Annotated in this window: 18 protein-coding genes; 12 read left to right on the top strand and 6 right to left on the bottom strand. The window is 64.8% G+C overall.

Going from position 1 to position 18,394, the window contains the following annotated elements; genetic code table 11:
• Positions 1–5: 5 nt before the first annotated feature.
• Positions 6–1,499 carry an FAD-linked oxidase C-terminal domain-containing protein gene (locus WDM24_RS34470; RefSeq protein WP_338828932.1) on the top strand — a complete coding sequence of 498 codons (1,494 nt, stop codon included), beginning with the start codon at positions 6–8 and terminating at the stop codon, positions 1,497–1,499.
• On the opposite strand, the gene WDM24_RS34465 is transcribed toward WDM24_RS34470, so the two are convergent.
• Positions 1,496–1,909: a hypothetical protein gene (locus WDM24_RS34465; RefSeq protein WP_338828931.1), complete on the bottom strand. Its 414-nt coding sequence runs from the start codon at positions 1,907–1,909 to the stop codon at positions 1,496–1,498. The genes WDM24_RS34470 and WDM24_RS34465 overlap by 4 nt on opposite strands.
• Positions 1,910–2,187: 278 nt before the next feature.
• Here WDM24_RS34465 and WDM24_RS34460 point away from each other — a divergent pair, with 278 nt between their 5' ends.
• Positions 2,188–3,333 (top strand): acyltransferase, encoded by a 1,146-nt coding sequence (locus tag WDM24_RS34460; RefSeq protein WP_338828930.1) that lies wholly within the window; start codon positions 2,188–2,190, stop codon positions 3,331–3,333.
• 146 nt (positions 3,334–3,479) lie between these two features.
• Here the strand turns inward: WDM24_RS34460 and WDM24_RS34455 are convergent, their stop codons facing one another.
• Complete coding sequence (locus WDM24_RS34455; RefSeq protein WP_338828929.1) at positions 3,480–3,962, bottom strand: putative quinol monooxygenase; 483 nt, start codon at positions 3,960–3,962, stop codon at positions 3,480–3,482.
• Positions 3,963–4,381: 419 nt separating this feature from the next.
• On the opposite strand from WDM24_RS34455, the gene WDM24_RS34450 reads away from it, so the two are divergent.
• The 5 genes from WDM24_RS34450 (at position 4,382) to WDM24_RS34430 (ending at position 9,527) form a co-directional block, all read left to right on the top strand.
• A complete protein-coding gene (locus tag WDM24_RS34450) occupies positions 4,382–5,620 on the top strand; it encodes an FAD-binding protein (RefSeq protein WP_338828928.1) in 1,239 nt (412 codons plus the stop codon).
• Positions 5,617–6,933, top strand: coding sequence for a glycolate oxidase subunit GlcF (gene glcF / locus WDM24_RS34445; RefSeq protein ID WP_166298656.1), 1,317 nt, complete (start codon positions 5,617–5,619; stop codon positions 6,931–6,933). Before WDM24_RS34450 ends, glcF begins: the two co-directional genes overlap by 4 nt.
• A 214-nt stretch (positions 6,934–7,147) precedes the next feature.
• The gene (locus WDM24_RS34440) at positions 7,148–7,555 is read left to right on the top strand and encodes a histone (protein ID WP_338691891.1); all 408 of its coding nucleotides are present in this window, start codon (positions 7,148–7,150) and stop codon (positions 7,553–7,555) included.
• 406 nt (positions 7,556–7,961) lie between these two features.
• Positions 7,962–8,951, top strand: coding sequence for a TorF family putative porin (locus WDM24_RS34435; RefSeq protein WP_166298654.1), 990 nt, complete (start codon positions 7,962–7,964; stop codon positions 8,949–8,951).
• A gap of 69 nt (positions 8,952–9,020) precedes the next feature.
• On the top strand, positions 9,021–9,527 hold the full coding sequence (locus WDM24_RS34430) for an HPP family protein (RefSeq protein ID WP_166298653.1): 507 nt from the start codon (positions 9,021–9,023) through the stop codon (positions 9,525–9,527).
• A gap of 6 nt (positions 9,528–9,533) precedes the next feature.
• Here WDM24_RS34430 and WDM24_RS34425 read toward each other — a convergent pair whose 3' ends face one another.
• Positions 9,534–11,279 carry an ABC transporter ATP-binding protein/permease gene (locus WDM24_RS34425; RefSeq protein WP_338691889.1) on the bottom strand — a complete coding sequence of 582 codons (1,746 nt, stop codon included), beginning with the start codon at positions 11,277–11,279 and terminating at the stop codon, positions 9,534–9,536.
• A gap of 309 nt (positions 11,280–11,588) precedes the next feature.
• Between WDM24_RS34425 and WDM24_RS34420 the strand changes: the two genes are divergently transcribed.
• Both WDM24_RS34420 and WDM24_RS34415 read left to right on the top strand, forming a co-directional pair.
• Entirely contained in the window at positions 11,589–13,259 is a 1,671-nt protein-coding gene (locus tag WDM24_RS34420; RefSeq protein ID WP_338691888.1) for an L-lactate permease, read from the top strand.
• 154 nt (positions 13,260–13,413) lie between these two features.
• Positions 13,414–13,830, top strand: a complete 417-nt coding sequence (locus tag WDM24_RS34415; protein ID WP_338828927.1) for an META domain-containing protein — start codon at positions 13,414–13,416, stop codon at positions 13,828–13,830.
• A 37-nt stretch (positions 13,831–13,867) separates the two neighbouring features.
• Here the strand turns inward: WDM24_RS34415 and WDM24_RS34410 are convergent, their stop codons facing one another.
• The gene (locus WDM24_RS34410; protein ID WP_338828926.1) at positions 13,868–14,506 is read right to left on the bottom strand and encodes a hypothetical protein; all 639 of its coding nucleotides are present in this window, start codon (positions 14,504–14,506) and stop codon (positions 13,868–13,870) included.
• 251 nt (positions 14,507–14,757) lie between these two features.
• On the opposite strand from WDM24_RS34410, the gene WDM24_RS34405 reads away from it, so the two are divergent.
• Both WDM24_RS34405 and WDM24_RS34400 read left to right on the top strand, forming a co-directional pair.
• On the top strand, positions 14,758–15,336 hold the full coding sequence (locus WDM24_RS34405; RefSeq protein WP_338701606.1) for a bifunctional transcriptional activator/DNA repair enzyme AdaA: 579 nt from the start codon (positions 14,758–14,760) through the stop codon (positions 15,334–15,336).
• 18 nt (positions 15,337–15,354) lie between these two features.
• Positions 15,355–15,822, top strand: coding sequence for a PaaI family thioesterase (locus WDM24_RS34400; protein ID WP_338828925.1), 468 nt, complete (start codon positions 15,355–15,357; stop codon positions 15,820–15,822).
• 209 nt (positions 15,823–16,031) lie between these two features.
• Here the strand turns inward: WDM24_RS34400 and WDM24_RS34395 are convergent, their stop codons facing one another.
• On the bottom strand, positions 16,032–16,559 hold the full coding sequence (locus WDM24_RS34395) for an ester cyclase (RefSeq protein WP_338828924.1): 528 nt from the start codon (positions 16,557–16,559) through the stop codon (positions 16,032–16,034).
• A gap of 248 nt (positions 16,560–16,807) precedes the next feature.
• Here WDM24_RS34395 and WDM24_RS34390 point away from each other — a divergent pair, with 248 nt between their 5' ends.
• Positions 16,808–17,005, top strand: coding sequence for a hypothetical protein (locus WDM24_RS34390; RefSeq protein ID WP_166298646.1), 198 nt, complete (start codon positions 16,808–16,810; stop codon positions 17,003–17,005).
• A gap of 120 nt (positions 17,006–17,125) precedes the next feature.
• Here WDM24_RS34390 and WDM24_RS34385 read toward each other — a convergent pair whose 3' ends face one another.
• A complete protein-coding gene (locus tag WDM24_RS34385) occupies positions 17,126–18,328 on the bottom strand; it encodes a hypothetical protein (protein ID WP_338828922.1) in 1,203 nt (400 codons plus the stop codon).
• Positions 18,329–18,394 lie beyond the last annotated feature (66 nt).

Below are 18,394 nucleotides of genomic sequence, written 5' to 3'. Positions count from 1 at the left end.
CAACGATGTCCATCATGATGCCGGCGGCCGACCAGGCCGTCCTTGCCCGCCGCGCCGAAATCGTGGCCGCCTTGCGCGCAATCGTCCCTGGCGAGGGCGTGATCGACAGCGCCGCCGAGATGCTGGCGTATGAATCCGACGGCCTGACCGCCTATCGGCAGCCGCCGATGGTTGTTGTGCTGCCCGATACCACCGAACAGGTCGCAAAGGTCCTCAAATATTGCCACGGGCAGGGCATCAAGGTGGTGCCGCGCGGCTCCGGCACCTCGCTGTCCGGCGGCGCGCTGCCGTTGGCCGACGGCGTGCTGCTCGGGCTCGGCAAGTTCAAGCGGATTCGCGAGATTGACTTCGACAACCGCGTTGTTGTCACCGAGCCCGGCGTCACCAACCTCGCGATCAGCCAGGCGGTCGCCCATGCCGGCTTCTATTACGCGCCCGATCCGTCGTCGCAGATCGCCTGCTCGATCGGCGGCAATGTCGCGGAAAATTCCGGCGGCGTGCACTGCCTGAAATACGGCATGACCACCAACAACGTGCTGGGCTGCGAGATCGTGCTGATGTCGGGCGAGATCCTGCGCATCGGCGGCAAGTCGGCCGAGAATGCCGGCTACGATCTGATGGGGATCATCACCGGCTCCGAGGGGCTGCTCGGCGTCATCACCGAGATCACGGTGCGCATCCTGCAGAAGCCGGAGACCGCGCGCGCGCTGATGGTCGGCTTCGCCGAGGTGGAAGCCGCCGGCGAATGCGTGGCTGCCATCATCGGCGCCGGCATCATCCCGGGCGGCATGGAGATGATGGACAAGCCCGCGATCCATGCCGCGGAAGCCTTCGTCCATGCCGGCTATCCGCTCGATGTCGAGGCGCTCCTGATCATCGAGCTCGACGGTCCCCAGATCGAGGTCGACGAGCTGATCACGCGGGTCGAGACCATCGCAAAGGGCTGCGGCTCGGTAACGCTGCTGATTTCCAACTCGGAGGCCGAACGCAATCTGTTCTGGGCCGGCCGCAAGGCGGCATTCCCCGCGGTCGGGCGCATCTCGCCGGACTATCTCTGCATGGACGGCACGATCCCGCGCGGCGCCTTGCCCAAGGCCTTGGCGCGGATCCGCGAGCTCTCGGAGAAATACGGCCTCGGCGTCGCCAATGTGTTCCACGCCGGCGACGGCAATCTGCACCCCTTGATCCTCTACGACGCCAACAAGCCGGGCGAGATCGAGAAGGCGGAGGCGTTCGGCGCCGACATCCTGCGCTGCTGCGTCGAGCTCGGCGGCGTATTGACCGGCGAGCATGGCGTCGGCATCGAGAAGCGCGACCTGATGCCGGAGATGTTCACCGAGATCGACCTCAACCAGCAGCAGCGGCTGAAATGCGCGTTCGATGCGGAGGGCCTGCTCAACCCCGGCAAGGTGTTTCCCACCCTGCACCGTTGCGCCGAACTCGGCCGCGTCCATGTCCACGCCGGCGAGCTGGCGTTTCCGGATATCCCGCGGTTCTAGTAGCGTCTCAGCAGGCCCAGCGCCGCGCTGGTATCGCCATATTCGGCGCAGGCCCCTTCCGGGTCTTTGATTAACTCCGCCCGGACTCGCTTGAACGTTTTGCCGGCCGCCTCGGTCACCTCGGGGCGGAATTTACGCGGATCGTAGTCATTGCCATCGTTGGCCTTGATGGCCGCGTCGAAGGCGCTGATCATTGCCATCGCTGCATTGGGGCTGCCGAGCAGTCTGGCGCCGAGTTGAACGCCGCCGGCGCCATCGGCCTCATATCCGATGCATCGTTGTTCGAGCACCGCGGCCGCGGTGACAAGCTGGTCGAGGAACGTCGCCTCGGCATCGGTGAGCATTTGGGCGCGCGCCTGTCCTGGTGCGATCATCGCAAGCAGTGCGATGGCTGGCAGTTTGATCTTCATGGTGGTTCTGCCTGCGGCCGTTGAGCCGTGATCACGGGGTTGCCGAGTTACGATGACGCAAGTGTGTTCCTTCGGGCATCAGGAGAGGCGTCAGCCGCGAGCGCCGGTCTATACAATTCGACGGATCGCGCTCACCAGCCGATAACCTTAACCGATGCTTGCCGCGATGGTCGTCAGGGCCCATCGCGCGTCGCTGCAATTTGCAGCGGGCACCGTTTACACGGCCTTAGACTGTTCCTCGGTATTTTCCCAAGATGCATGTCTTCGGCAACACATCGATGCCCAGCCTGGCCGATCAGCTGGCGCTTTCGCGCAATCGGCCCGCAGGGTTCGACTACATGCGAATTGCGCTGGCGGTGTCGATCATCGGCCTGCACAGCCTGAACGTGACGCTCGGGCTCGGCCGCGCGCTGGAAATCCAGAGCACGCTTCGCATCGGCGTCGCGATGATCCTTGCGCTGTTCTTTGCCCTGAGCGGCTTTCTGGTGACGGCGAGCCTGTTGAGGTGCAAGAGCCTGATTTCCTTCCTCGGCCTGCGCGTGCTGCGGATCGGACCGGCGCTCGCGGTCGAGACCACGCTGTCGGCCGTCATCATCGGTTCGCTCTTCACTGAGCTGCCGCTGGCGCAATATCTCGCCGACCCGAAATTCCACGCCTATTTCCTCAATATCGTCGGCGACATCCACTACGAGCTGCCGGGCGTATTCCTGCACAATCCGCTGCCTGAGTTGGTGAATGCCCAGCTCTGGACGGTGCCGTATGAATTGTGGTGCTACGTCATCCTGGCGCTGCTCGCGGTGACCACGATTTGCTTCAACAGGGTGGCGTATCTTGTGTTCATGGTGATCACCCAGATCGGGCTCGCCGGCTACGACCTCTACCGCTGGGACGAGGTGCCGATCCAGCTTCGCCCGCATCTTCTGGTGTTCTGCTTCCTCGCCGGCGTCGGCTTCTACCTCTGGCGCGACAAGGTGCCGTTCAACCGGACCGTCTTCCTGTTCGCGCTGGTGCTGTGCGCCGCCGCGATGGCCACCGGGCGCGGCGACGCGCTGGCGCCGGTGCCGGCCGCCTATGTCGCGTGCTATCTCGGCCTGATGAACCCGCGGCGGAGCTGGATCGTCTCGTCGGGCGATTACTCCTACGGGCTCTATCTCTATGGCTTCGTCATCCAGCAGTGCATTGCGACCTTCGGACCGCCGGTTCAGCACTGGTATCTCAACATCCTGATCAGCCTGCCGCTCGCCTTCGGCGTCGCCGTTGCGTCCTGGCACCTGGTCGAGAAACACGCACTCCGCCTCCGCGGCCAGGTCGAGAAGCTCGAGGCGGCAGCGCTGGCGCGGAGCTCGATCATAGGCTTCTGGCGCCGCTCGCCCGAGCGGGTCGAGTTGCGCGCAAGGCTCGGCAACAGCAGCGCATCGATCTGATCCGCGTCCGCGGGAAGGAATGGAGCTTCGGTTCTGATCGAATCAGAACCGAAGCTCTGGCTTCTTGTTTTGACGCGTTTTCTTCACGCGAACCGGTGTCCACTTCGCTCGAAAACGCTTAGCTTCCTCCCCGCGGCGGCGTCCCGTTACAGGAGGGCGTATTGCGTCCGCTCGCGCTTGGCGAGCAGCGGCAGCGCTTGCTCCGCGATGTAGGTCTTGAAGTAGGCGCTCTCCTGATGTGCCTTGAACGCCGCTTCGTCCTGGAACAATTCATAGAACAGGAATTGCGCCGGATTGTCCTTGCCGCGGCCGATCAGGAACAGCTTGGTGCCGGCGTCCTTCTGCGCCTCGGGCAGGAAGCCGTCGAGAATTGCCGCGACCTTGTCGGCCTGTCCCTCCTTTGCCTCCCATTGCGCCACCACCAGAAGGCCTGATGTGTTGATTGCATCGCTGATGGTCCTCGTGCTCATCGCATAGTGCTTCATTTGCATTCCTCCGTTGCTTTGCTCCGATCGAGCTTGCGATCCGACCCAGGGCGAGACGCCGGCGATCGCCATGATCGCGAACGAGCCGATGGCCGATCGCCGGGTGAGCATCATCGTCGTGGTCGTGAGTTCCGAACCTTTCATGATCGCCTCCAGATGGTTCGCAGCGCCCGCTTGCCGGGCCGAACCGCAACGCGAGAGATAGTGGATCGTCCGGCGAACTCAGTTCGGTGGTGACCGAAATGTCGATGTCGTGAAAATGCTTCGACCATGGCCGAAGTGTTGCGGACAGGGGTGCGCCACGGTGGACGCCCCACGTCGGGCTTGCCGTGCCGACCAGCACGCCGGAACAGGCGGAGATATCGTGTTCCTGCCTTTCGCAGGGCGGCGGATTTTTGAGCTGGGCGGGACCGTCCGGGCAAGGCAGCCAATGGCCGTTACCACTGCGGAAGCCCCCGCCACCGGGCCGTTCCGTCGAGATCACCGAGGCCGGGCTTGTCGCATTCAGAGATTTGTTCGGCGCGCATTTGATTTCGGAGCCGAATTTCGATACCGCCTAGCGTGTGGAAACGCTCAAAGTCAGGGATGCCCAGGACGTCGAAGAGGTGGTGCGCGCGGCTGTCGCCGGCGAGCAGCCGCTCGAGGTCATTGGTCATGGATCGAAGCGCGCGATCGGCCATCCGATGGCGACCAATGCGGTGCTTGACGTCTCGGTGCTCAACGCGGTCATCTCCTATGAGCCGAACGAGCTGATCATCACCGTGCAGGCCGGCGCGCCGCTCGCCGACGTGCAATCCCTGATCGACGCCAAGAACCAGCAATTCGCCTTCGAGCCGATGGACACATCGGTGCTGCTCGGCACTGCGGGAGCGGGCACGATCGGCGGCATGATCGGCGCTGGCCTGGCCGGTCCGCGCCGCATCAAGGCCGGCGGCGCCCGCGACCATCTGCTCGGGGCGCACGCGGTGTCCGGGTTCGGCGACAGTTTCAAGACCGGCGGACGGGTGGTCAAGAACGTCACCGGCTACGACCTCTGCAAGCTGCTCACCGGTTCCTGGGGCACGCTCGCGGTCATGACCGAGGTGACGCTCAAGGTCATGCCGAAGCCGGAAGCCGAGCGGACGCTGGTGCTGCGCTCCCTCGACGACGTCACCGCCAACCGGGCGATGACCGCGGCACTGGGCTCGCCGTTCGACGTTTCAGGCGCGGCGCATCTGCCGGGCTCAGCGTTGCGGTCCGGGACCGGTGCGCTCGGCAGCCTTGGCGCCTCCGGCCAGGCCGTCACGCTGGTGCGGCTCGAGGGCATTTCGGCCTCAGTGGCACACCGGGCGGCCTCGCTGACCCAGACACTATCTTCTTATGGAGCGGTCGACTTCCTCGCGGACGACGCCTCGGCTGCGATCTGGAGCGCGCTGCGCGACGTGGTGCCGTTTGCGGCGAACGGCGCGCTCGGGGCCTGGCCGGTGTGGCGTATCGTTTGCCCGCCGGCCGCTGGCGGCGCGCTGGGCCAGGCGCTGTCGCGCGCAACCGGCGGCGACGTGATCTACGACTGGGGCGGCGGGCTGATCTGGGCTGCACTGCCGCAGAGCGCCGACGCGCACGCCGCGCTGGTCCGCGGCCAGGTCGAGGCGATCGGCGGGCACGCCACCCTGATCCGCGCCGGCGAGGAGGTGCGCCGTGCGGTCGATGTGTTCCAGCCGCAGGCGGCCGGCCTTGCCGCGCTCGGCGAACGGGTCCGGGCGAGTTTCGATCCGAGGTCGATCCTCAACCGCGGCCGGATGAGGCGAGGCGGGGCTGCATGAAGACCGAGTTTTCCCTGGCGCAGCTCGCCGATCCCGACATCAAGGAAGCCGACAAGATCCTGCGCGCCTGCGTGCATTGCGGCTTCTGCACCGCGACCTGTCCGACCTATGTGCTGCTCGGCGACGAGCTCGATAGCCCGCGCGGCCGCATCTACCTGATCAAGGAGATGCTGGAGAAGAACAAGCCGCCGACAGCAGACGTGGTCAAGCATATCGACCGCTGCCTGTCGTGCCTCGCCTGCATGACCACCTGTCCGTCGGGCGTGAACTACATGCACCTCGTCGACCAGGCCCGGGTCAGGATCGAGCGGGACTACCAGCGGCCGCTGGCCGAGCGGCTGCTGCGTTCGGTGCTCGCCTACGTGCTGCCGCGGCCGGGCCTGTTCCGGATCAGCATGATCCTCGCCGGGCTCGCCCGTCCGTTCGCGGCGCTGCTGCCGACGCCTTCGGTCGGCGCGTCGAACCCCGGCCTCTTACGGCGGATCAAGGCGATGCTGGCGCTCGCGCCACGCGGCCTGCCGCAGCCGGGTCCATCAGCCGGAACCGTGTTTGCGCCGACCGGCCGGCGCCGCGGCCGGGTCGCGCTGCTGCAGGGCTGCGCCCAGCAGGTGCTGGCGCCGCGTATCAACCAGGCCGCGATCAACGTCCTGACCCGGCACGGCGTCGAGGTGGTGCTGGTCAAGGACGAGCAATGCTGCGGCGCGCTGACCCATCACATGGGGCAGGATCACGACGCGCTGGCGCGCGCGAAAGCCAACATCGCGGTGTGGCAAAGGGAAGCGGACCAGAACGGACTCGACGCCATCCTGGTGACGACCTCGGGCTGTGGGACAGTTGTCAAAGACTACGGCTACCTGCTGCGCGAGGACAAAACATTCGCTGAGCCTGCCGCGCGAATCTCGGCGCTGGCAAAGGATATCACCGAGTATCTCGCTGGCCTCGAGCTCGCGCCTTCAACGCAGAAAGGCGACGTCACCGTCGCCTATCATTCGGCTTGTTCGTTGCAGCATGGACAGAAAATAACTCAGCTACCGAAAGAATTGCTTTCCAAGAATGGATTCGTGGTGAAAGATGTGCCTGAGAGCCATTTGTGTTGCGGTTCGGCGGGGACCTACAACATTCTCCAGCCCGACATTGCGAGCAGATTGCGCGATCGCAAGGTCGCCAATATTGCGCTTGTCAAACCGGACATGATCGCTGCGGGCAATATTGGGTGCATGGTTCAGATTGCCGGCGGTACGTCAGTTCCTGTGGTGCACACGATTGAGCTTCTCGATTGGGCGACAGGAGGTCCCCGGCCAGGATTGAATTGATCGACTGCCACTCGAGCATGATCCGGACCCCAGCCTTGCCCTGATGCAACGTGAAGGACCGGCGCTTCCTTGCCACAGACGCGAAGCGATCGCGCGGCCATCATGCCCGACAAGCGAAGTGGAGGGGCCTCTCTCCGAGGCGCAGCCAACGACCGGCAAGCGATCACTTCAATACGCCCGGTGGACTCAAATCAGCGGCAACAGGAGGACCACGATGGCGAAGTCGAAGAAGGCGAAGAAAAGCAAGAAGGCCAAAAAGGCCAAAAAGGCGGTAGCGGCGAAGAAGTCGGCCAAGAAGGCCGCGAAGAAATCCGCCAAGAAGGCGGCGAAGAAATCAGCGAAGAAATCAGCCAAGAAGTCGGCCAAGAAGACTGCAAAGAAAGCGGCCAAGAAGGCTGCTCCGAAGAAAGCGGCCCCCAAGAAAGCCGCTCCCAAGGCTGCGAAGAAAGCCGCCAAGAAGAGCGCTCCGAAGAAGGCCGCCGCGCCGAAGCCGGCTGCGCCGGTCGCAGCGCCCCCGGCCCCCGAGCCCGCGCCGCAGCCGGCCCCGAGCTGGGCGACGCCAAGCCATGAACCCGCGCCGGGCTGGAGCGCCGGCAGCTCTGATAGTGGCGAGCACCACTAGCCGCAGCCAGCCTGGAGAGGTTCACCTGACCGAAGCCGCAGCGGACGCCGCTGCGGCTTTTTCCGTTCCACGATTCCGGTTCACGACGGCGGCCCGTGTTTTTGCGGGTACGGCGATTCGCTTTGGCGCTTTCGCTGCAGGCCGGCTGTTGCTCATCCCCCACTTCCGGTGCCCGGCTCAACCGCTACGGGAGCGACTGTTTTGTGGTGCAAATGCAACACCCGCAAGTCAACGTGCGGCGAAATGGCTGGAACGCCTAAAAAGTCGGCACATGCATGTCTTTTTTGCTTCACGGTACCGTGCACGACCTGCAGATTGAACCCACGCGATTTAGTTGCAGTCCGTTATCGCGCGCCCTTGGGGGGCCACGGAGCTGGGCTGTCTGGACAAGTAGATGGGGATCGTCATGAAGAAACTGGCCTTGTTAGCAACGGCGCTAGCAATGATTTCGAGCTCGGCAATGGCAGCTGACATGGCGGTGAAGGCCGTCAAGGCGCCGCCGCCGGCTCCCTTCGATCCCTGGGACATCGCCTTCGGCGCCGGCATCATGAACGACTATATCTTCCGCGGCGTCACCCAGTCGAACCACAATCCGTCGGTCACCGCGTATTTCGAGCCGCGCTACAACGTCAACAAGGACCTGCAGCTCTACATCGGTACCTCGACCGAAAGCATCTCCTTCGCCAACCGCGCCGCGGCCGAAGTCGACGTCTACGGCGGTATCCGCCCGACCTTCGGCGCCTTCGCCTTCGACATCGGTGTCTGGGGTTACCTGTATCCGGGTGGAACCTGCTATTTCGGCGGCCCCTTCGACACCGCCGGCAACCCGCTCAGCGCGCAGTGCGCCGCCAACTTCCTGCCGAACGGCAACGTCATGAAGAAGGACGTCTCGTTCTTCGAAGTCTACGGCAAGGCGACCTGGACCATCAACGACAACTGGGCGTTCACCATCAACGAATACTACTCGCCGAACTTCCTCAACACCGGCGCCTGGGGCAACTACTCCTCGATCATCGGCAAGTACACCGCGCCCAGCACCACGTTCGGGTCGAGCGGCGTCGGCATGTATGTCTCGGGCGAGTTCGGCCGCCAGTGGCTCGGCACCTCGGACAGCTTCTACGGCGTTCCGGCGTTCCCGAACGGCATCAAGTATGCCGATTACAACACCTGGAACATCGGCATCGGCTTCACCTACAAGGTGTTCACGCTCGATCTGCGCTACTCCGACACCGACCTGTCGAAGGGTAATTGCAGCGCCTTCACCAGCGACTTTACCGCCGGTGGCACCACCAACGTGACCCCGATCAACCCGCTCGGCACCGGCTCCAATTGGTGCGGCGCGGCAGGCATCGCCAAGCTGTCGGTCGACCTGACGGCGGCGTCCAGCCTGAAGTAATCTTTCCTTTCGGAGATCGCGGGGGCGGCAGAGTAATCTGCCGCCCCCTTTGTTTTTGTGGCAAGGCTCATGGCATCGGACCGGACCGCGGTGAAGGCATTGATGCGGGTGGGGCGGCGCGACCTGCTTGCGGGCGCGGTGGCGGGCCTCGGCGGCGCGATCGCGATCGGCACGATGGAGTGGTTCTCCGTTGCGGCCGGATATCCGCTGGGCGTGATCCCGTTCGCAACCTCGATCGTGCTGGTGGTGGGATCGCCGGAGGCCGAGCCGGCCCAGCCGCGCGCCCTGATCGGTGGACACCTGGTGTCCGCACTGGCCGGCTTTGCGGTGCTGTGCCTGACCGGGCCGCATGCCTGGGCGGCCGCCGCCGCGGTCGGGGTTGCAATCCTGGTGATGGTCGTGACCGACACCTTCCACCCGCCGGCGGGAATCAGTCCGCTCCTGATCGTCTCCGGCAATTTGCCGTGGTCGTTCCTGCTCGCACCGGTGCTCGCCGGCGTCCTGATGCTGGCGGCCTTCGCCTATGGCTGGCACCGCTGGGTCAGCCGCAGGCCGTGGCCGCGGCTGAGCCAGTAGTCCCCGCTACGACGCGGCGACCTTGACCGTGTCACGCAAGCTGAAGCGGTCGCCATCGCGGACCAGCGTGACGTTGCGCTCATGGAAGGCGCCGAGCGTCGAGCGGTGGCCGATCGAAACCACGGTGGTGTTGGGCAGCTTCTCGGCGATCAGCCTGTACAGCGCGGCTTCCGACGGCTCGTCGAGCGAGGCCGTCGCCTCGTCGAGGAACAGGAATTGCGGCGCATGCAACAGCGCCCGCGCGATGCCGAGGCGCTGCTGCTCGCCGAGCGACAGCATCCGGTTCCAGTGCGCCTCTTCCTCAAGCCGCGCCGCGAGCTGAGGCAGTCCGACCGCGGTGAGGACGTCGCGAACCCGGCCCGCCTCGAATTGCGTGGCCTCGCCCGGATAGACGACGGCGTCATGCAGCGACCCGATCGGCAGATAGGGACGCTGCGGCAGCATCATCAGGCTGGCATTGGCCGGGATCTCGACCGCGCCGTTGCCGAATGGCCAGATGCCGGCCACGGCACGGAACAGCGTCGACTTGCCGGCGCCGGAGGGGCCGGTCACCAGTGTCCGCTCGCCGGGACGGAAGCTGAAATGCTCGGCCGCGACCAGCGGCGTACCGTTCGGCAGCTTGACCAAGAGCTGCGGCAGCGCGATCTCGCCGCCGGCCGCGGGCTTTTCGTGAATCGCGGCAGGATCGTCGGCCAGCTTTTCTGCGGCCGCGATCGCGTTCTCGAAGCCGTCGAGACGGGCGACGGTCGCGCGCCACTCCGCCAAAGTGCGGTAGGCCGAGACAAAGAACGAGAGCGAGTCCTGCACCTTGCCGAAGGCCTCGGCGATCTGGATCAGGGAACCGAGCTGCACCGTCTTGCTGACGAAATAGGCCGGGCCCGCCAGCGCGAAGGGAAACACCACCGACGCCTGCGCATAGCTTTGTGTGAAGGCGGTGATCCGCTTGGTGCGGCTCATGATGCCATACCAGTTGGCGACGACGCGGCCGAACCGATCCAGCAGCCGTCCGCGCTCGGCGCCTTCGCCCTTGAGCAGCGCGATCTGCTCGGAGTTTTCGCGCACCCGCACCAGGTTGAAGCGGAAGTCCGCTTCCAGCCGCTGCTGGTTGAAATCGAGACCGACCAGCGGCGAACCGATCCATTGCGTCAGCATGGTGCCGAAGATGGCGTAGACCAAGGCGGCCCAGACCAGGTAGCCGGGAATCGAGAGATCGATGCCGAACAGGGTCAGGGGCAGCAGTTCCGAGAGCCCCCAGAGGATGATCACGAAGGAGGCAAGCGAAACCACCGCGTTCAACAGGCCAAGGCCCAGCGCCAGCGTCTGGGCGACGAACAGCTTGACGTCGTCGGTGATGCGCTGGTCGGGGTTGTCGGCCGCATCGTTGGCGAGCTGCATGCGGTAGTGGTTGGCGTCATGCACCCAGTCGCGCAGATATTTACTGGTCATCCATTTGCGCCAGCGGATCTGCAGCCACTGATTCAAATAGAGCTGGTAGACGCCGAGGGCCACCGAGACGGCTGCGATCGCACAGAACACCAGCATTTCGCGCTTGAACGTGTCCCAGTCCTTGTTCTGCAGCGCGGTGTAGAAGCGGTTGCGCCACTGGTTGATCAGCACGTCCATGAGGACTGACGACAGCTCGATCGCGACGACCGCGCCAAGCAGTATGCGGCCGGCCCATTTGTCCTCGGATTTGAAAAAGGGCGATGCGATGCGCCACACCGTCGCGAGTGTCGAGCGAATGTTGTTCACAGATTATCGTCTCCGGGGAAGGGGGCCGCAAAGGCCTGAAGAATCGGGACAATCGGAGTGGACATCGACTAAAGTCGTAAGCCTGGCATGCAAGCGTTGGCTTGTCCCGGCGAGCGAGTCAACCCTAGCATGGCAGTCAACGGCGAGGGGCGGGGGACCTTCGATTTTCGCGAGGATGTGAGCGATCCTTACCGATCGTTCATTCGCGAGCCGGGGCTTCAAGTTTTGTAGACGGACTCCCGCAATCGCACCAGCGCCCGGCCTGCAGGCAGGCCGGCGCGCTGCATAAGAACATGGGGAGGACCCGAGATGAATACCTGGAATCAAATCTACAATCCGCTGGGTAATGCGGCGCTGTCGACGATCGCGGCCGCCATTCCCGTCGTCACGCTGCTGATCCTGATCGCCAGCGGAAAGGTGAAGGCGCATATCGCTGCCATCATTGCGGTCATCCTGACCAATCTGATTGCGATCTTCATCTTCACGATGCCGGCCAACATGTCGATCCGCGCCTCGGTGCTCGGCATCGTCTCCGGCTTCTTCCCGATCGGCTGGATCGTTCTCAACGTCATCTTCCTGTACCAGCTCACGGTTGCAACCGGCCAGTTCGAGCTGTTGAAGCGCGCGGTCGGCGGCGTCACCGAGGACCGCCGCCTGCAATTGCTGCTGATCGCGTTTTCGTTCGGCGCTTTCTTCGAAGGGGCATCGGGATTCGGCACCCCGGTCGCGATCACCGGTTCGGTGCTGATCGGGCTCGGCTTCTCACCGCTCGCAGCCTCCGGCCTGTCGCTGATCGCCAACACCGCCCCGGTTGCCTATGGCGCACTCGGCACGCCGATCCAGGGTCTCGCCTCGGTCACCGGGCTCGATCCCTACATCCTCGGCGCGATGGTCGGCCGGCAGCTGCCGCTGTTCTCGCTGATCGTGCCGTTCTGGGTGGTGTGGGCATTCGCGGGCTGGCGCGGCATGAAGGAGGTCTGGCCAGCGATCCTGGTCACCGGCGTCTCCTTCGCGGTCCCGCAATTCGTGATCTCGAACTACATCAACCCCTGGATCGTCGACATCGGCGCCTCGCTGATTTCGATGGGCGCGCTGATCCTGTTCCTCAAGATCTGGCAGCCGAAGCAGCTCTGGCTGTCGCCGGCGCTGCGCGGGCGCGATGAATCGGCGGCGACGATGACCGCACCGAAGCCGATGGACAAGACGCCGCTCACCAACCGCGAGCTCTGGACCGCATTGCTGCCGTGGATCATCGTCTGCATCGTGATGCTGATCTGGGGCAACGGCGCCTTCAAGACCTGGGCGAACTCGATCTTCACGGTGAACTATCCGATCCCCGAGCTCGACAAGATGATCAACAAGATGCCGCCGGTGGCGGCCAAGCCGACCCCGGAAGGCGCCGTGTTCGGCTTCACCTATCTGTCGTTCACCGGCACCGGCATGCTGATCGCCGCGATCATTTCCGGGTTCCTGGCGGGCTTTTCGCCACTGCGGATGATCGCCGATTATGGCCGCACCATCAAACTGTGCGCGATATCGCTGATCACGATCTCGGCGATGCTGGCGATCGGCACGCTGACCAGGCTGTCGGGGGTCGACGCCACGCTCGGTCTCGCCTTCGCGGCGACCGGCGTGCTCTATCCCTTCTTCGGCACCTTGCTCGGCTGGTTGGGCGTGGCGCTGACCGGATCGGATACCGCCTCGAACATCCTGTTCGGCAATCTGCAGAAGATCACCTCCGAGCAGCTCGGCCTGTCGCCGATCCTGATGGCGGCGGCGAACTCCTCGGGCGGCGTGATGGGCAAGATGATCGACGCGCAATCGATCGTCGTCGCCTCGACCGCGACCAACTGGTACGGCCACGAGGGCTCGATCCTGCGCTACGTATTCCTGCATTCGATCGTGCTGGCGTGCCTGGTCGGCCTGTTCGTGACCCTGCAGGCCTATGTCTATCCGTTCACGGCGATGGTTTTGAAATAACGAGGCGAGGCGTCGCCCAAACGACGATCCCCGCGGGTGAGGAGCCCGCGGGGATTTTGCGTTTCAAGCGCTTTTTCTGGCGCCGCCATTCTGGCCAATCGCAGCCTCGTCCCATACAAGGGCGGCGTTGGCGCGGGGTATTTCGAGGACTGGCATGATGTCGATGAAACGGATTCTGAACGGCGGCATCGCCGCGTTGGCGATGGTTGCCGCGGCCGTCGTCGCGGTTCCGGCCGAGGCTCAGGAGGAATTCCCGTTCGGCTTCGTGATGACGCTCGATGCCGCGCGCATGCCGGGCTCCAAGCGAATCCCCTCGATCGAGGTCGGCGACAATGGCGAGGTGATCCTCGAGCTGTGGTGCAACGGCGGCAAGGGCCAGTTCTCGGTAGCCGGCAACACCATCGTCTTCGTTCCCGGCGCGATGGAGAACCGCAGCTGCGCGCCGGAGCGCGCGCAGGCCGACAACGATCTGCTCGCCGCGCTCGGCGATATGACGTCCTGGCGCCGGCAGGGTGATCAGGTCACGTTCATCGGCAGCAAGTCGCTGCGTTTCGTGATCAACAGTAACTGATGGCGGCGTAACGCGCTGGCGCGTCGAGCGCACCCGCTCAGGGCGTCGCGATCAATCCGCTGGCGGTGGCGACGATCCAGCGGTTGCCCCAGCGTACGATCGAGTCGACTCGACCAAGCCCAGGGACGACGTCGCCGCGCGCGGCCATCTTGACGCCCTCCGGCCCTTCGAGCACGGCGGTGCCGTCGCGAACCTCCACCACTGACCAGCCGGGGATGGTGCTTGGCCGCGTCTCGGGTGCGGCCGGAAGCGGCTGCTTCGGCCCGAGCGCCATGGCCTGCGCGTTCAACGTCGTGGGTGCAGCACCGACGACCTGCGGGCGCGGATTGGCAACGGATTTGGGAATGCTGCCGGTGACGGCGGGGTCCGCGTTGGACGCGGTCCGCCGCGGGCTCTCGATTCTCCCCTCGATCTTGGGGCTCGGCCGCGTCTCCGCGACGTGGGGGACAGGCGCTTCCTTCTGAGCCACCGAGACCGGGGCGGGCGCCGCAAAGTCGTGCCAGTTGGCGCCGCCGGTCCAGCCCAGCACGAAGCTTGCGGCAAGGGCCGTGGCTGCCAGCAGCGCGGTGCCGATGCGATCGGCGAATGGCTCCCGCAGCAGCAGGGCGGCGTCGTGGTTCTCGTTGGAGACGTCCCAGAGGTCCGCCGTCTGCGCCGGCGAATGACCCTCCGTCACATCTGTTGGCCAGATGCTCGCAGCACTGATCGGCTCGCGGTCTTGCATGGCGTGACCTGTGTTCGGTGACGCAAAGGATGATCCCCGAAACTAAATCGAGCCTTAATTTTCGGTGACCGAACTGCGGCAGCACGAAGTCTTTTGGTCGCAGTCCCCGTAAAAGTGCGGGGCTCAGGACGCAGCGGTCGTTTCCGGACGTCGTCTCCGCAAACCGGGTCGTCGCGGCGTGCGTGCGCGGCTATAGCGATCGCATGCTCGATTTCGCCGCACAGTATGCCGCCTTTCAGCGCCGCGACCCGGCCTGGGACGGCATCGTTTTCGTCGCGGTCAAGACCACCGGCGTGTATTGCCGCCCGGTCTGCCGGGCGCGCACGCCGCTGGCGCGCAATGTGAAATTCTATGGCAGCGCCGCGTCGGCGGAGCGCGCCGGCTTCCGGCCCTGCCTGCGCTGCCGTCCCGAGGCGGCGCCGTTCTGTCCGGCGTGGAGGGGCACTCGGACGACGGTCGAGCGCGCGCTGGCGCTGATCGAAGAGGGCGCACTCGATCGCGGCGATGTCGCGGCGCTGGCCGACCGGCTCGGCATCGGCACGCGGCATCTGTCGCGGCTGTTTGCCGAGCATCTCGATGCCTCGCCGCTGCAAATCGCGTTGTCGCTGCGCGTGCAGCGCGCCAAGCGCCTGATCGATGGCAGCGATCTTCCGCTCTCTCTGGTGGCGCAGCGCGCCGGCTTCTCCAGTGCAAGGCGCATGAACGCTGCGTTCGCAAGGCTCTACGGCCGCTCGCCCGCCTCGCTGCGAGGTAAGCGGCAGCCACGCGTCTTGATGCAATAACCTCGATGGAGATCAGCAATGGCCAAGAGCTACGGCACCGTCAGTGCGGAACGCAAAGCGCAGATGAGCGGCCTCGAATTCGTCCAGGGGCTCGCCTCCGGCGCGCTGCCGCTCAACACCATCGCGCAGACCCTGGGTTATGACGTCACTGAGGCCGAGCGCGGCCGCGTCGTGGTCACGCTAGAGCCGACGGACGCGCATCTCAATCCGGCCGGCACCGTGCATGGCGGGCTCACCGCCACGCTACTCGACAGTTGCATGGGGCTTGCGGTGCAGTCGACGCTCGAGGCCGGCACCAGCCAGACCACGCTCGAATTCAAGATCTCGCTGGTGCGGCCAATCACGCCGGACACCGGCCCGATCCGGGCGGAAGGCCAGGTGCTCAATTGCGGTCGCCGCATCGGCACCGCCGAGGGCAGAGTCACCGACGCCAAGGGACGGCTGCTCGCCCACGGCACGACGACGTGCCTGATCTTTCCGTCGTAGCGCAAACGCCGTTGGCACGGAGAGACTGCGCCGGCCTGCATCTGTAGATGCGATGCCGGCGCAGCAACATTGGAACGTGTCCAGCGAGGCACCGACTTAGAGACCTTCAATTTCACTGAACCGATCGATTGGCTTACCCGAACGCTATGGGAACAGCGTTCGGGTAGTCAGGATGCGATCGTCGACGAAGCCACGCCGCACAGCCGTGCTCAGCGCGGTCCCTCCGGATATCCCGGCATGTTGTTCCATCCGGCAGGCAACTCGCCGCCGGGCCGCGTCGCTGTGCCATTGTGTTCAGGCAAGCGAATGAGGCCGAGCTGAAACATGGCGGTCAGCGCATCTTCCTGCCCGAGCTCTTCGGCGATCCGTCCCTCGCGGACGCGGAGCACGGTGGTGCCGGCGAACGTCATCTTGCGACCGGAGGCTGCCGGAAGCGAGCCGAGGCGGAAGTCACTGAACGCCGGTCCGGTGTGGGTGCCGCCGCCTTCCCAGCGGCCGACGACGAGGTCGCCTTCCGCGATCAGATCGCCGACGCCCCAGAAATTGAGATCCGGAAAGGCTTCGCGAAACTCGGTGATGAACTTCATAACCGCAGCGCGGCCGCGCTTCGGTTCGTGCATCGGATAATGCACGACAATGTCTGACGTGGCGAGCTCGTTGATGATGCGCGGATTCCAGGGATTGCCCCAGAACTCCTTGAACCACCGGCCTACGACGTTCTTGTTTTCCTCTGACATCGGATCGTCTCCATTTGCGGTTTACCGGTATCGCGACCGGCGCTGTCTCGATGCGCGCAGTAAGCATTTGGAGGCGCGTGTCGTGCCACCCGATTCCGGATCGGGCGTGCGCTCGGCCTTCAGGCGAGATTCCGCTGTGTCGGCATGGTGCTTGGCGCAGTTTTTTGCGCGTCGTCGCTCAATCGGGAAACGGGTGGTGCGCGCAACGCGGGCACGAAATCATCGTCCCAAATACACAGGAGAACATCATGCGCAATTTCGATGCGATCGCCGCGCTGCGCGGCGACGGACTTCGTCCCGAGCTGCGGGCGCTCTTTGATCGCGCTGCGATCGAGCTTCGCGCTGAACTGTTCGTCAGAAGCGACGGGATGCTTCAGTCCGGTCCGGACGCCACTCCCAAAGCGGCGCGCGACAATGTCGTGCCGCTGAAGAGCAGGGCGGCTTGAATCACCAGAGCATGATCCGGAAAAGTGTGTAGCGGTTTTCCGAAGAGATCATGCTCAAATCAAAGAGCTGGACCGGGATGACTTCTCGAAGAAAAGTCATCCCGGTCTAGCGCGCCGGCGTTAGCGCCACACCGACTTGTCGGCATCCCAGCGCTGGCCCCTGAATTCCTTGATCAGAGCGTCGATCGCGCCGTTGTCGTCCTTCGGCTCGCTGCCTTCCTCGTCGCTGCCGCTGGAATCGTCCGAAAGATTGAGCTTGGCGCCGGCGCTGTCGTCGGACGTCGAGACGGTCGGCGTCGAGACCCACAGCATCAGCTTGTCCGAGCTCCCGGGCTTGTCGGGCGAGACGAGGGCGGTGACCTCGTAGTTCTGGATCAGGCCGAGCGCCGGATAGACCGCGCTCGGCCGCTTCAGCACCAGCTTCAGCTTGCCGGTATTCGCGTTCCAGGTGGCGGAGGCAGGCTTCGCGGCAAGCGTCTTCGCCAGAACGCCGGCGACGGCGGAGGCGAGCTTGTCCTTGTTGATCTTGTCACCGTCGCGCCAGTCGGCGGCGGCAAAGCGGATCGTGCGGTCCATCTCGAACGCGCCGCTGGTCCAGCCGGCTGCGGTCACGCCGGGCGTGCTCTTGGCCTTGGCGAGCAGCGCGCCGGCGCGCTCGGGATCGACGGTGAGGTTGATGGTCTGCTCGCCGGCGCGGATCTCGTCGCAGGTCACCGCGAGGCTGGAGGTGCCGATCTCGACGGCCTCGCCCTTCAGGCTCTTCAGGAAGTCGGCCGCCGCATCCAGCTTTACCCGCACGCCGATCGATTCCGGCGAGACGTCGGTGAAATCCTTCGGCTGCGGCGTGATGTCGTCCTGGCTGGCCTGGCTGTCCTGGAATTCCTTCTCGCTGAGATCGGAATTGTCCGTCGAGGCGACCTCGGTCACGGCCTGGCCGATCGTGATCTGGCCGCGGAACTCGAAATCGTCGCCGGTCTGCTTGCGGGTCAGCTTGACGGTGACCGGCTGCTTGTCGGCGATGCTCTGGCTGGTGCCGGCGAGGGTCTGGCCGCTGACGGCGAGGTTGGCGATGAAGCGGTCCTTGCGGTCGGAGCCCTTCTCGACGGGATAGCAGACGTCGAGCACGGCCGCGGTCACGGTCTTGCCCTGGCGGGTTTCCTTCAGGATGACGTCGGCATTGCCGTCCATCAGGCCGATGATCGAGTTGAAGTAGCGCGTCTCGGGGCCGCCGCCTGGCGCCGCCTTGGGCTGCAGCTTCATCTGGGCGAGAGCGGGCGCCGAGACGACGGCAAGACCGAGCAGCAGGAGCGGGAGCGCGCGCATACGATAAGTCCTCGAAGGGCAGAATCGGTTCCGTCGTAACTAGCAAACCTGTGTGTCATTGGCCAA

It is taken from the genome of Bradyrhizobium sp. 27S5 (assembly GCF_037217225.1).
In the GTDB taxonomy this organism is placed as follows: domain Bacteria; phylum Pseudomonadota; class Alphaproteobacteria; order Rhizobiales; family Xanthobacteraceae; genus Bradyrhizobium; species Bradyrhizobium septentrionale.
Note: the sequence above shows the minus strand (reverse complement) of the source record. Positions and strands in the feature narration are given on the sequence as shown.